The sequence below is a fragment of the Leisingera sp. NJS201 genome, assembly GCF_004535885.1.
Lineage (GTDB): Bacteria > Pseudomonadota > Alphaproteobacteria > Rhodobacterales > Rhodobacteraceae > Leisingera.
In genome coordinates, this window is sequence record NZ_CP038234.1 from 1,510,507 (window position 1) to 1,522,993 (window position 12,487).

A 12,487-nucleotide genomic window follows, 5' to 3' on the forward strand; every position below is an offset into this window, starting at 1 on the left:
CGGGGTTCAGGCATGGGCAGACTGCTTTCCTTCATAACGCTGATCTGGCTGCTGGCAGCGGGGACTGAGACCGGGGCCTGGGCGCAAGGCTTCAGCGGGCTGGCGCGCGTTGATGCGGAGGCCAGCCACACCCGCGATGCCGGACGGGGCGCCGAGATCACGCTGGGCCTTAGCCAGGGGGTTCCGTACCGGCTGTTCACCCTGGCTGAGCCGCCACGGCTGGTGCTGGATTTCCAGGAGGTCGATTGGACCGGGCTGACGGCGGAGACATTGCTGCAGAGCGAGCAGATCACCGCGGCGCAATTCGGCACCTATGTGCCAGGCTGGTCGCGTTTGGTTTTGCAGCTGGCAGAGCCGATGAAGGTTTCCACGGCAGCTATGACTGTGGACCAGGTGACCGCCGCCGCCCGGTTGGCAGTATCGCTTGCGCCTGCCACGGCGGAAGAGTTTGCCGCCAGCGCCGGCGCCCCGCAGGATCCGCGCTGGGATCTGCCTGCGCCGCAATCCATGCCGGGCAAGGGCTCGCGCGATGAAAATGCACCGCTCCTGGTGATGCTTGATCCCGGACATGGCGGCATTGACCCAGGGGCGGAGACCGAGGTGGTCATTGAGAAACATCTGATGCTGCAATTCGCGCGGGAGCTGGGCGAAGCGCTGCTTCGGTCCGGCCAATTCACTGTGCTGCTGACCCGGGATGACGACTATTTTGTCTCTCTGGAGCGGCGTATTGCCATGGCGCATCAGGCCGGGGCGGATGTGTTCATCTCGCTGCATGCCGACACAATTTCCGAAGGCCGGGCGCATGGTTCTACCGTTTACACCCTTTCCAAGGAAGCCTCCGACGTGGCCTCGGCCAAGCTGGCAGAGCGGCACCTGCGCGGCGACCTGCTGTCGGGCACCGACCTTAGCCAAGCGGATGATGGGGTGACGGCTGTGATGCTGGATCTGGCCCGGCAGGAGACCCAGCCGCGCAGCGATGCCTTGGCGGTGGCGCTGATTGACGGGCTGCGGGGGCAGGGGCGGCCGATCAACAACCGGCCGCTGCGCTCGGCCGGGTTTTCGGTGCTGAAATCGGCTGATATTCCTTCGGTTCTGGTCGAGATCGGTTTTCTGTCCAGCAAGCGGGACCTTGAGAACCTGGTGGATCCGGATTGGCGGGCCCAGGCCGCGCGCGGCATTCTGAACGGGCTGATCACCTGGCGCGCGCAGGACGACGCCCGCCGCACGCTGGTGAGGCAATAGGGGGCAGCGATGAAACTCATCTGGATGTCGGATCTGCATTTCGAGGCTGAGGGACTGGTTTTGGGGCATGACCCGCGTTTGCGGCTGCAGGCTGCGGTTGATTTTATCGCCAAGCACCATTCTGATGCCTCTGCCTGTCTGATCACCGGCGACCTGGTGGAAACCGGAACGATGCAGAATTACAAGGCGTTGAAGGTGTTTCTTGACAGCTTGCCAATGCCGGTTCTGCCATTGACCGGCAATCATGATGACCGCGCTGCGCTGCGTGCGGTGCTGCCGTTGCCGGAAAACGCAATGCCCGGATTTATCCAATACCGGTGCGATTTCGGGGATCTTTCTGTGCTGTGTCTGGATACGCTGATTCCGGGCGCGGCTGCGGGTGTTCTCTGCGCAGAGCGGATGCGCTGGCTGAAGACAGAGCTGGACGCGCTGAACGGACGGCCCGCCATCGTGGCCTTGCATCACCCGCCGATGATGCTGGGACTGCCGATGCTGGATCCGGACAATCTGCGAAACGGGGACGCGCTGCTGACGTTGCTTGCCGGTTACTCCAACGTGCTGCATCTGCTGGCGGGGCATGTGCACCGGCCCTGCTCCGGCACAGCGCGGGGCATTTCATTTACCACTTCAAAATCAGTACTTTACCAGGCTCCGCCACCGTGCCCTGATTGGGACTGGAGCAGCTTCAGACCCGCCACCGAGGCCCCGGCGCTGACGGTACTGGAGCACAGCCCAGGCGGGCTGACCCTGCAGCAACTCCAGTTCTGTGACTACGGCTTGGGTGCTCCCGTCACGTAAGACACCGCATAGGGCGGGGAATTGTGCTAGAATTCTCCCATCTCTCTGGCATATATCCGCTGTTTCCTGTTTTGACCCGGGGACTGCCGCACCTATATAGGCGGCACCTCGCGAGAAAGGCCAAACCCGTGCTTAGGTTCATACTCTCCTTCTTTGGTTCCATCTTCAGCACCCTCACGCTTGGGGTGGCGATGGTGGCGCTGACCATTGGCGCGGTGTTCTGGATCTACGGTCGCGATCTGCCGAGCCACGACTCGCTGTCGCAGTATCAGCCGCCGACGATCAGCCGGATCTATTCCGGCGAAGGCCACATGATCGACGAATTCGCCAAGGAGCGGCGCCTGTTCACACCGTCGGCGGACATTCCGGATCTGGTGAAACAGGCCTTTATCTCGGCGGAGGATAAGAATTTTTACAGCCACGGCGGCTATGATGCCCGCGGTATTGCTGCGGCAGCGATTGAGGCGGTGCGCTCGCGCGGGGCGAATGTGCGCGGCGCCTCAACCATCACCCAGCAGGTGATGAAGAACTTCCTGCTGTCCGGCGACCGCCGCGCCGAGCGCAAGATCAAGGAGATCATCCTCGCCACCCGGCTGGAGGAGACGCTTAACAAGGAGCGGATCCTGGAGCTGTATCTGAACGAGATTTTCCTAGGCCAAAACTCTTATGGCGTGACGGCGGCGGCGCAGACCTATTTCAACAAGACCCTTGGCGAGCTGGCCCCGCATGAGGCGGCAACGCTGGCTGCAATGCCCAAGGCGCCGTCGGATTACCACCCGGTGCGCCAAAAGGAACGGCTGCTGGCGCGGCGCAACTATGTGCTGCGGGAGATGCGCGAGAACGGTTATATCTCGCGGGATGTCTACGGCGTCGAGGTGGCGCAGCCGCTGCGTTCGGTGCAGAATGGTGATTTCGAGGGCTTCCGCACTGCGCTGCCGCCGCGCGACTACTTTACCGATGAAATCCGCCGCCAGCTGACCCAGGACTTTGGCGAGGGCGAGTTTTTTACCGGCGGCTTTACCGTGCGGGCCACCATCGACCACGAAATGCAGGCCGAGGCGGCGCTGGCGATGCGCGGCGGTTTGCAGAAGTACGACCGCTCGCGCGGGAAATGGCGCGGTACCGGCGTGACGCTGGAGGAGGCGCAGCTGGCTGATGAAGCCAGCTGGCGTGCCGCACTGGCCAGTGCCGACGTGTCCCGGGACATTGAACTGGGCGGCAAATGGTATCCGGCCGTGGTGCTGGACGTTGGTGATAAATCTCTGACCGTCGGTGTCGAAGACAATGAGGGCACGGGCACGGTGCCGCGCTCTGACATCAAATGGATGCAGGGCAGCTTTGCCGCGAATTTCACCCGCGGCGATGTGGTGCTGGTCCGGGCTGAGGAAAAAGATGGCACGTTCAGCCATTGGTCGCTGCGTCAGGTGCCGGAAGTGCAGGGCGGCTTTGTCGCGATGGATGTGAACACCGGCCGGGTTCTGGCGATGCAGGGCGGTTTCTCCTACCAGCATTCTGTGTTCAACCGCGCGACCCAGGCGCTGCGCCAGCCCGGCTCCAGCTTTAAGCCGTTTGTTTATGCGGCGGCGCTGGACAGCGGTTACAGCCCGGCGACCATCGTGGTGGACGCCCCGATTGAGATCAACACGCCGCAGGGTCTGTGGCGGCCCAAGAACTCGTCGAACAAATTCTATGGCCCGACGCCGCTGCGGACGGGCATTGAGATGAGCCGGAACCTGATGACCATCCGCCTGGCACAGGAGGTCGGTATGCCGGTTGTCGCGGGATACGCGGAACGCTTTGGCGTTTATGACAACATGGGCGCCTTCCTGGCCAACTCGCTGGGGTCCGAGGAAACCACGCTTTACAAGATGGTCGCGGCCTATGCGATGTTCGCCAACGGCGGTGAGCGGGTGCAGCCCACATTGGTGGATCGGGTGCAGGACCGTTTCGGGCGCACCATCTACCGGCATGACGACCGTGACTGTGTCGAATGCGCAGACCCGGATCTGGCCCCCGGCCAGGCGCCGCGGATTGTCACCGACCGCGAACAGGTGATGGATCCGATCACTGCCTATCAGCTGACCTCGATGATGCGGGGCGTGGTGGACCGGGGCACCGCGTCGAGCGTGATCAACCTGCCGGTGCCCACTGCGGGCAAGACCGGCACCACCAATGATTCCCGCGATGTCTGGTTTGTCGGCTTCACTTCCAACATCGTGGCCGGCTGCTACATGGGTTTTGACCAGCCCCGTCCGATGGGCCGCGGCGCCTATGGCGGCACCATGTGCGGCCCGGTGTTCCAGCAGTTCATGAAAAAGGCCACCGAGAAGTTTGGCGGCGGCCCGTTCGACGTGCCGGAAGGCGGCCATTTCATCAAGATCGACCGCTATACCGGCGCACGGCTGCCCGACAATGCGTCAGGCGCCTATGTGGTGGCCGAGTATTTCCGCGACGGCGCCGAGCCGATCTTCGGCCTGACCTATGATGGCGGCTTTGCGATGGGATCGAACCTGCCGCTGATCGAAGAGGTGCAGGAATCGGGGCGCAAAGTGACCACCTCCAGCGGCGGCACCGCCGTGCTGGGGCCCAAGGCGACCTTTGGCACCATCAGTTCCGGCGGGCTTTACTGAAACAAAAGCGCTGCCTCGTGACGCGCTGCAACCTGGCGCGCGGTGGCGCCATAACTTCCCGTGTTCCAGCGCAGATCGGGCATGATCCGGAACAGTTCCTCGCGCACCGGATCGTCCAGGGTTGAGACGGCCTGGGCGCCGGGATGGAAGCTTTCCGAGGGCGCGCCTTCGGCATAGATGATTTCGTGCTGGTCGAACAACAGGTGCACATAGGTGACAGTGCCGCCGGTTTCCTGGCGGACAGTGCTGCCGTTGACCAGATGCAGCGCCGGGACCAGAACCTCGTTTTCGTCAAACAGCAAAGTTGAAGCAGCGCCGCAAAACAGCATCCGGTGCTGCGGTGACACCAGCAGGTCGCGTTCAGCGCCAAAACACCCGGCCGGGATCCGCACCGGGGCCAGGTTGCCCGTTGCAGGCACCGTCGACTGACTGATCCAGCGCACCGGTTGCAAACCATTGTCGCGGGTGATCACCTGATCGCCCGGATGCAGCGTTTCGATGGCGCGCAGGCCTGCGGTGGTGGCAATTCTGGTTCCGGCTGCGAAGCAGATTATGTTCTCGATACCCGAGAAGCTGACCACACTGCCATCCAGAAGTGTTGCCGTGCCGGTCAGGCTGCCGCCGGTATTGTCGGTTATGTTCAGCGTGCCCTTGTCAAGCTGGCCGTTGAAATCCAGCGTGTCGCCGGTGGTTTGCCCGGTGTTGCCACCGGTGACGGCCATGTTGTTGCTGCCGCTGTCGCCGGTGTCGACTATGGTGAAATAATCGTCGCCGTCACCGCCCGAGGCTGTGTCGCCCTCACCGATGATCAGGCTGTCATCACCGGAACCACCGTCGATGGAGTCGGCTCCGGCGTTGCCTTCCAGTGTATCACCGCCGCCTTCACCCAGAAGGGTGTCGCTGCCGCTGCCGCCGGTCAGACTGTTGTCGCCTGCGGCCCCTTTGACCCAGATATCCGAGGTTCCGATGGACGCATTGAGCGTATCGTCACCGGAATGCAGGTAGTAGCGTTCGAACTCCGAGAAAGTGACGCTATCCCCGCCGACGGAGAAAGAGCCTGCTTCATCACCCGTGAAGGTGATGTTTATACCGGTGCCGTCGCCATAGAGTTCCAGCATGTCGCCGGAGGTTTCATCGGTTTCGCCGCCCACCAGGGTTTCGCCATCAGGATTTGCCCAAACTGCAACCCAGTCGTCCCCGCCTTCGCCATAGAAGGTATCGTTACCCTCGTCCGTGTCATAGAGGTCGTTGCCATCCCCGCCATAGACAAGGTCATCTCCGGTTCCCGCCCAAAGCGTGTCGTTGCCGCTGCCGCCATAAAGCGTATCATTTCCCGCGCCGCCGGAGATTGTGTCGCTTCCCCCCTGGCCATAGATCAGATCATCGCCGCCGCCGCCGCTGATACTGTCGTCGCCATCAGCGGGGTCCTCCGGCGGCACCGTGAAGGTGATGTCGGTCACCATGTAGTCAGAGCCGTCGGTGCCATCAGTCTGAAGGTTCGCCGACAGAACCAGCTGGTCGAAATCGCCATAGCCATTGATATCGACGGTGCCGGTGCCAGTGCCAGCGACACCCTCGGTGAAGTCGCCCTGGGCGACCAGCGCGCCATCTTTATAAATGGCCCAATGCCCCTCTTCTCCGAAACTGTCGGTATAGAGGTGCTTGAAAGAGAAGCTGAGGTCGTCGGTGTGCGGGTCGAAATCGACGATGATTTCTTCGGAAATGCCGGAGACCTTGTCATATCCAATCTGCGCATCAACACCGCTGTCAGAATCCGATATCGCACCCGCAACCCCGAAACCGCCGTCGTAATAGTCGATATTGGCCGTATTGGCGGTACCCGACAGATCCCTGGCCGTGACCGTGAAGCCGCTGCTGGTGTCGGTAACGTTGGAAACATCAATGCTTTCCTGGGAGTCCGCCAAGCCGGCCTCGGTGCTGCTGTCGCCATAGATCGTGTCGTCGCCGGCGCCGCCTTCCAGGCTGTCATCCCCTTCGCCGCCCAGGATCAGGTCGTCATCGGCGCCGGCATCCACAGTATCGTCGCCGGCCCCGGCCTCCACCGTGTCCTGGTTGCCCGAGGCGCCGCCGCCGCTGCCATTATCGATCTGGTCGCCGCCGCCGTCAGTGTAGCCGTCGTCAATCACCTCGCCGGCGGCGGTGCCCTCGACCGGGCCGTCATATTCGCTGTAGGCCGGCGCCGAGGTGGCTGTCGCACTACCGTTGTAGATGGTCCAGTTGTCGGGCACGAAATAGACGTTGCCGTCATTGCCAAGATAATAGTTGCCGGTGTCGGTGACATTTGAATAGTAGTTGTTGTCGCCGGTATAGTAACCGGACCAGGTCCATTCGCCCGTGCCAAGCGCGGAATCAGTGGTAAAGCTGCTGGAGTTGCCACTGATCGTATCGCCTGCATCCAGCGATCCGTCTCCAAGCTGGACAAGATACCCGCTGGGCATGATCCAATTCCTTAAATCCAAGGCGGCAGGCTGCCGGTGAACATTCTGAAACTCAGGATCTGACAGGCATATTAATTCCACGTATTTTCCGGCCTTGAAAACACCCGGTATTTTAGGTGGATTTTAGGCAGCACCTGTGGAGGCTGGGCGAGGCCTGGCCGCTTGCCCGCGGCGCACAGGTGGTTTATCACGCAGGCCTGACCTGAGATTGCCCGGATATTGCAAGGACACCCCATGCGCGCGGAAACCCAGAACATCGTGGCGGATATCGAGAAATCGCTGGAGCTGCTGGCCCAGCGGTTGAATTGGGAAACCGCCGAATTCCGGCTGGAGGAATTTAACGCGCGGGTTGAGGACCCTAACCTGTGGGACGATCCGGACGCGGCCCAGAAGCTGATGCGCGAACGCCAGGCGCTGGTGGATGCGATCAATACCTACAAGGGCATCAAACAGGACCTCTCCGACAATATCGAGCTGATCGAGCTGGGCGAGATGGAAGAGGACGAAGAGGTCATCAAGGATGCCGAGGCCGCGCTGAGCGCGCTGAAGGACAAGGCTGCCGAGAAGGAACTGGAAGCGCTGCTGGACGGCGAGGCCGATGCCAATGACACCTTCCTGGAAATCAATGCAGGCGCGGGCGGCACCGAAAGCTGCGACTGGGCCTCGATGCTGGCGCGGATGTATGTCCGCTGGGCCGAGAAGAAGGGTTACAAGGTCGAGCTGCAATCCGAAAGCGCAGGCGACGAGGCGGGCATCAAATCCGCCGCCTACAAGATTTCCGGCCACAATGCCTATGGCTGGCTGAAATCCGAGAGCGGCGTGCACCGGCTGGTGCGGATCTCGCCATATGACTCGGCGGCCAAGCGGCACACCTCGTTCAGCTCAGTCTGGGTCTACCCGGTGGTGGACGACAATATCGAGATCGACGTGAACCCTTCTGATATCCGGGTCGATACCTACCGCTCCTCGGGGGCGGGCGGCCAGCACGTGAACACCACCGACTCGGCGGTGCGGATTACCCACATCCCGACCGGCATTGTCGTGACCTCCTCCGAGAAATCGCAGCACCAAAACCGCGACATTGCCATGAAGGCGCTGAAATCGCGTCTGTATCAGCAGGAGCTGGACCGCCGCAATGCCGAGATCAACGCCGCCCACGAGGCCAAAGGCGATGCGGGCTGGGGCAACCAGATCCGCTCTTACGTGCTGCAGCCCTACCAGATGGTGAAGGATCTGCGCACCAGCCACGAGACCTCGGATACCAAGGGTGTTCTGGATGGCGATCTGGACGGGTTTATGGGCGCAACGCTGGCGATGAATGTCGCCGGTAAAAGCCGCTCGGAGGCGCAGGGCGAGGACTGACCCGGCGTCGCGCTGCAAACGGCGCGCCAGCCGCAGAATGAAAGAGCCTCAGGGTGCCTGCCCCGAGGCTCTTTTTCCGTGCGCGTTCATTTTACTGTCAACTTATGATACACTAAACCTTGGGGGTTCCGGGCATTGTTTCCGGTAGTGAAACCCCGTTTTAACAATTTCAGCTATTTAACGAGGAGGACTTTGCCATGGCCACGGTAGAGTTGAATCTGACCTTTGACGGTGAAACAATGATCCCCCGGCTTGAAGGTCAAAGTGAGGTCGAATGGTTCGACCGGTTCATGAACACCTACAATGTCTTTGAGAGCGACCCTGATAACCGCCTTGTCGCGAACCTTGATCTTACCGGCGAGGACTGGACGGCCAAGATCGTCCGGTTTGGTAATGCAGCCGAGGACAACCTGACGACGATCACTGATATGGACAGCGGCGCAGGCCGCCGGATTGATTATCTGGAAGTCGGGTACAATTCCGTGGTGGAACTGGACTCCACCCGCATACGCCAGATCAACGGCTGGGACGGAGAGAAGCACGAGGTCAAACTGGGCAACAACCAGGACGGCAGCACGTTCTCCATCATTCTGTTTGCCGAGGAAAACATCGTAAAAACCGGAAATGCCTTTGTGTTCAACATCGAAACCGGCCTGGGCAGCAGTGATGCGGACCGCGCCAAGGGGGATGTGATCACCATTGGCGCCGGCGGGGCGGGCACCGTGCGCACGGGAGCCGGCGATGACAAGGTGGTGGTCCGCAAGGGGTTTGCCGAATATGTCAGCACCTCTGGCGGCGATGATACGGTGGTGATCGGTGCCAGCGGCGCCGGCATCGTCCGTACCGGGGATGGCAAGGACAGTGTCCGCACCGGCAAGGAGTGGGTTGAGCTGATCTCAACCGGCGACGGCAAGGATACGGTCGAAATCGGCTCTGGCGGCGCTGGCATGGTTCGGCTGGGCGGAGGAAGGGACGTCGTGAAAGTCTCGGAGACGGATCCCGGTTTCGGACTGAACATTCAGGGGGCGGCGGCAGAGACACTGTTGATTTCTCGAATTTCGCAACCGGTGTGCAGTTTACGCTCGACTCCGGTGGCGCCTGGCAGAACCCGGGAGCGCCGGGCGGCGATTTGGATGCGGAGGGCGCCGGGTTCTTTCAGGAAACCAGCATCGAAAACCTGACCGGCACCTCGAAGGGAGACAGGCTGACGGGGGATGGCGGGGCCAATCTGCTTGCCGGCAAGGGCGGCAATGACCGGCTGTTTGGTTTGGCTGGCGGTGATACGCTGAACGGCGGCGGCGGTACGGACAGGCTGATCGGCGGCGGCGGCGCGGATACGTTGAACGGCGGCGGCGGCAATGACACGCTGAAGGGCGGCGGCGGCGCCGACACTTTTGTATTTGCGCCAGGCAGCGGCGATGATCTGGTCAGGGACTTCATGGATGGCACCGATATCCTGCAAATCAGGGGGCACAGCGGCGGCCTTGGCAGCCTTGTTATCGAGGATGACGGCGGCGACCGTCTGATCACCCATGATGGCGGAACTATCCGGCTGGACGGCGAGGCCGGGCTTGGCCTGACCGCTGATGATTTCATGTTTGTCTGACTGCAAACTGAATTTTCCGGGACAGAAGGCGGACCGGAAGGCCCGTCTTTGCTCTGCACGGGATCCGGTCAGGACCTGACAGGCCAGGCCGCAGCGCTGATCCCGCAGGGTAATTGATAATATACATCCGGAAGGCATTTTTTAACACCGGGATCGCGACTAGGCTGGCAAAAACACCAAATGGGAGGACAGACCGCGATGACCACCGAAAAGCCCTTTGGGGTGCCGCCGCTGCGGCCGATTTCGACGCAGATGCTGTTTGAGGCACTGCGCCGGGGCTGGGCGGACTTCCGGGCGAAACCTGTTTACGGGCTGTTTTTTGCGGGCTTTTATGTGCTGGCAGGCTGGGCCATGGCCTGGACCACGGTTCAGACCGGCACCACTTTTTGGCTGGTTCTTGCGGCGATCGGCTTTCCGCTGATCGGTCCCTTTGCAGCGGTGGGGCTATATGAGGTCTCGCACCGCCTGGAGCAGGGCAGAGGGATAGCGGTTGGCAGGATCCTTGGCGTGGTTCTGCAGCAAAGCCGCCGTCAGCTGCCGTCTATCTGCGCCATCATCATTGTGGTGTTCCTGTTCTGGTTTTTCCTTGGCCATATGATTTTCGCCCTGTTCATGGGCCATGCCACCATGACCAATATCTCCAGTTCAGCCGAGGTTTTCCTGACCGCCAACGGGCTGGCCATGCTGGCCGTCGGCACCGCAGTCGGCGCGCTGTTTGCGTTGCTGCTTTACATGATCACGGTGATTTCACTGCCGTTGCTGTTGGACCGCGAGGTGGATTTTGTCACCGCGATGATCACAAGTTTCCAATATGTGCAGCAGAATTTTCTGGTGATGATGATCTGGGCCGGTCTGATTGCGGCCGCGACCTTTGCCGCGCTGCTGCCGTGGTTCCTGGGGCTGTTTCTGGTGCTGCCGCTGCTTGGTCACGCCACCTGGCACATCTACCGCCAGGCTGCTGCTGAATAGGGTCAGCAGAAAGGCTGGCCGGTGTGCAGCAGCCGCTGGTGAAAGGGCAGCAGCTCTGCCTCATTGGCGAACCCTGCGCTGCGGGCGGCAGCCAGCACCTGATTGGTGTCCCGGCCAAGATGTTCATAGACCATCCGCGTCACCCGTTCGCCGGTTTCGTTTTCCCGGACGGTGCGGGCGACGTAACCGGACCAGAAGTTGTTCTCCAGCGAGGCCACCCGGGCCAGATAGTTGAAGGAATAGGTCATGGCATTGCGGCGGGCGATGACAAAGGCGACACCGTCCTCGTGGCCGCTGATGTAGCCGCGGAATTCGCGGACACCGGGACTGTCGGGCAGGCCTTGGCTGCGCATCGCCTCCTTGGCTTCAAAGCCCTTTATGTATGTCACGCCTGCGTCGCGGAAGACATAGACCAGGCCAATGACGAATTTTTCATCATTTATGAAACTGCGGCGGGTGAAGCGGTAGAACCCGGACGGGAAAAATTCTTCCCTCAGCTGCAGCACACCGCGGCCCAGGAAATCGGCGAGAAAGGCACCGTTGATGACCTGGCCGGTTTTTGACAGTTTTTCCACCGGGTCGAGCAGAATGCGGGCATCCACTTCGAAAAACTGGCAGATGCGGTCCAGCACATCCGGGCGCGGAAAGCTCTCGCCGGACAGGTACCGGTTGAATTGGGTCCGGTTGATACCCAGCTGCCGCGACAGTTCCGAAATCGAAGGATATTGCCGTGACAATTGACGCAAATTGGCGCCAAACATGTTTCTCAGGTCGGCGGGGGATCGTGTGTGGCTGGTCATCATTGCCCCTGATGGCGTGGCTGATTTTGGTATTTAGCACTATCTGGCAGCGCTTTACTCAAGAAATTGCCGGAGAAGTACGCGCCGCTGAACCCAATCAGCGTCACGCCTGTTGCTAATTCACGTCACCAGGCTAGTCAAGCCGACACAAAATGCAATAGGGCAGCGCGTATTTTAGCATGTTGGCGTCACCTCAATTGTTCCAGAATTGGAATGCGGCAATGCGAGGACTGGTATGATTGGAGTCATCTTATGGAGTGATGAATCCCTGAACAAAGCCGTTATTTGGTGCGATGATCAGGGTGACCTGGCTTTTTACACTAAAAAGCCAGGGGAAGACTTCCAGGAACTGAATCCGGGCGATTGGGTTGAGTTTGAACTAACTTTGAGCGGCAATTGCAGGATTGCGGAAAATCTCGCGGTATTGCTGGAACAGGGCAGCCCGGGCCTGGCAGATCGGCTGTGTGCGGCAGCGGAACGCGGCGCCGAAACGGCGGCGGCAGGGCAGGATATAGGAATCGTGGTGCCCTTTCCGCAGCATTCCGTAAAAAAGCGGCGCGTTGCGGCGCCGCTTCATGTAAGCCGGGGCTGAGACTGCCGGCCCGTGCGCGGGCCGGCTGC

At 61.0% G+C, this 12,487-nt stretch carries 10 protein-coding genes; 8 read left to right on the forward strand and 2 right to left on the reverse strand.

Annotated features, from left to right (window positions below; translation table 11 throughout):
* Positions 1 to 12 precede the first annotated feature (12 nt).
* The 3 genes from ETW23_RS07455 (at position 13) to ETW23_RS07465 (ending at position 4,670) form a co-directional block, all read left to right on the forward strand.
* The gene (locus ETW23_RS07455; protein ID WP_134829604.1) at positions 13 to 1,242 is read left to right on the forward strand and encodes an N-acetylmuramoyl-L-alanine amidase; all 1,230 of its coding nucleotides are present in this window, start codon (positions 13 to 15) and stop codon (positions 1,240 to 1,242) included.
* A 9-nt stretch (positions 1,243 to 1,251) separates the two neighbouring features.
* A complete protein-coding gene (locus ETW23_RS07460; protein WP_134829605.1) occupies positions 1,252 to 2,040 on the forward strand; it encodes a phosphodiesterase in 789 nt (262 codons plus the stop codon).
* Positions 2,041 to 2,168: 128 nt separating this feature from the next.
* Positions 2,169 to 4,670 carry a penicillin-binding protein 1A gene (locus ETW23_RS07465; protein WP_129370473.1) on the forward strand — a complete coding sequence of 834 codons (2,502 nt, stop codon included), beginning with the start codon at positions 2,169 to 2,171 and terminating at the stop codon, positions 4,668 to 4,670.
* Here ETW23_RS07465 and ETW23_RS26555 read toward each other — a convergent pair.
* Positions 4,664 to 7,129 carry a Hint domain-containing protein gene (locus tag ETW23_RS26555; protein ID WP_134829606.1) on the reverse strand — a complete coding sequence of 822 codons (2,466 nt, stop codon included), beginning with the start codon at positions 7,127 to 7,129 and terminating at the stop codon, positions 4,664 to 4,666. The genes ETW23_RS07465 and ETW23_RS26555 overlap by 7 nt on opposite strands.
* A gap of 234 nt (positions 7,130 to 7,363) precedes the next feature.
* Between ETW23_RS26555 and prfB the strand changes: the two genes are divergently transcribed.
* The 4 genes from prfB (at position 7,364) to ETW23_RS07490 (ending at position 11,066) form a co-directional block, all read left to right on the forward strand.
* A complete protein-coding gene (gene prfB, locus ETW23_RS07475) occupies positions 7,364 to 8,491 on the forward strand; it encodes a peptide chain release factor 2 (RefSeq protein ID WP_134829607.1) in 1,128 nt (375 codons plus the stop codon).
* A 197-nt stretch (positions 8,492 to 8,688) separates the two neighbouring features.
* Complete coding sequence (locus ETW23_RS07480) at positions 8,689 to 9,672, forward strand: hypothetical protein (protein WP_134829608.1); 984 nt, start codon at positions 8,689 to 8,691, stop codon at positions 9,670 to 9,672.
* The gene (locus ETW23_RS07485; protein WP_134829609.1) at positions 9,621 to 10,097 is read left to right on the forward strand and encodes a calcium-binding protein; all 477 of its coding nucleotides are present in this window, start codon (positions 9,621 to 9,623) and stop codon (positions 10,095 to 10,097) included. Before ETW23_RS07480 ends, ETW23_RS07485 begins: the two co-directional genes overlap by 52 nt.
* 198 nt (positions 10,098 to 10,295) lie before the next feature.
* Entirely contained in the window at positions 10,296 to 11,066 is a 771-nt protein-coding gene (locus ETW23_RS07490) for a DUF2189 domain-containing protein (RefSeq protein ID WP_129372874.1), read from the forward strand.
* 2 nt (positions 11,067 to 11,068) lie between these two features.
* On the opposite strand, the gene ETW23_RS07495 is transcribed toward ETW23_RS07490, so the two are convergent.
* Positions 11,069 to 11,866, reverse strand: a complete 798-nt coding sequence (locus tag ETW23_RS07495; RefSeq protein WP_205877381.1) for a helix-turn-helix domain-containing protein — start codon at positions 11,864 to 11,866, stop codon at positions 11,069 to 11,071.
* Positions 11,867 to 12,101: 235 nt separating this feature from the next.
* Here ETW23_RS07495 and ETW23_RS07500 point away from each other — a divergent pair, with 235 nt between their 5' ends.
* Positions 12,102 to 12,458 (forward strand): hypothetical protein, encoded by a 357-nt coding sequence (locus ETW23_RS07500; protein ID WP_134829610.1) that lies wholly within the window; start codon positions 12,102 to 12,104, stop codon positions 12,456 to 12,458.
* Positions 12,459 to 12,487 lie beyond the last annotated feature (29 nt).

Excerpts from the sequence above, each read along its gene's own strand:
- ETW23_RS07455 (WP_134829604.1), top strand. The coding sequence starts at position 13 with ATGGGCAGACTGCTTTCCTTCATAACGCTGATCTGGCTGCTGGCAGCG.
- ETW23_RS07460 (WP_134829605.1), top strand. The coding sequence starts at position 1,252 with ATGAAACTCATCTGGATGTCGGATCTGCATTTCGAGGCTGAGGGACTG.
- ETW23_RS26555 (WP_134829606.1), bottom strand. The coding sequence starts at position 7,129 with ATGCCCAGCGGGTATCTTGTCCAGCTTGGAGACGGATCGCTGGATGCA.
- prfB (WP_134829607.1), top strand. The coding sequence starts at position 7,364 with ATGCGCGCGGAAACCCAGAACATCGTGGCGGATATCGAGAAATCGCTG.
- ETW23_RS07480 (WP_134829608.1), top strand. The coding sequence starts at position 8,689 with ATGGCCACGGTAGAGTTGAATCTGACCTTTGACGGTGAAACAATGATC.
- ETW23_RS07490 (WP_129372874.1), top strand. The coding sequence starts at position 10,296 with ATGACCACCGAAAAGCCCTTTGGGGTGCCGCCGCTGCGGCCGATTTCG.
- ETW23_RS07495 (WP_205877381.1), bottom strand. The coding sequence starts at position 11,866 with ATGACCAGCCACACACGATCCCCCGCCGACCTGAGAAACATGTTTGGC.
- ETW23_RS07500 (WP_134829610.1), top strand. The coding sequence starts at position 12,102 with ATGATTGGAGTCATCTTATGGAGTGATGAATCCCTGAACAAAGCCGTT.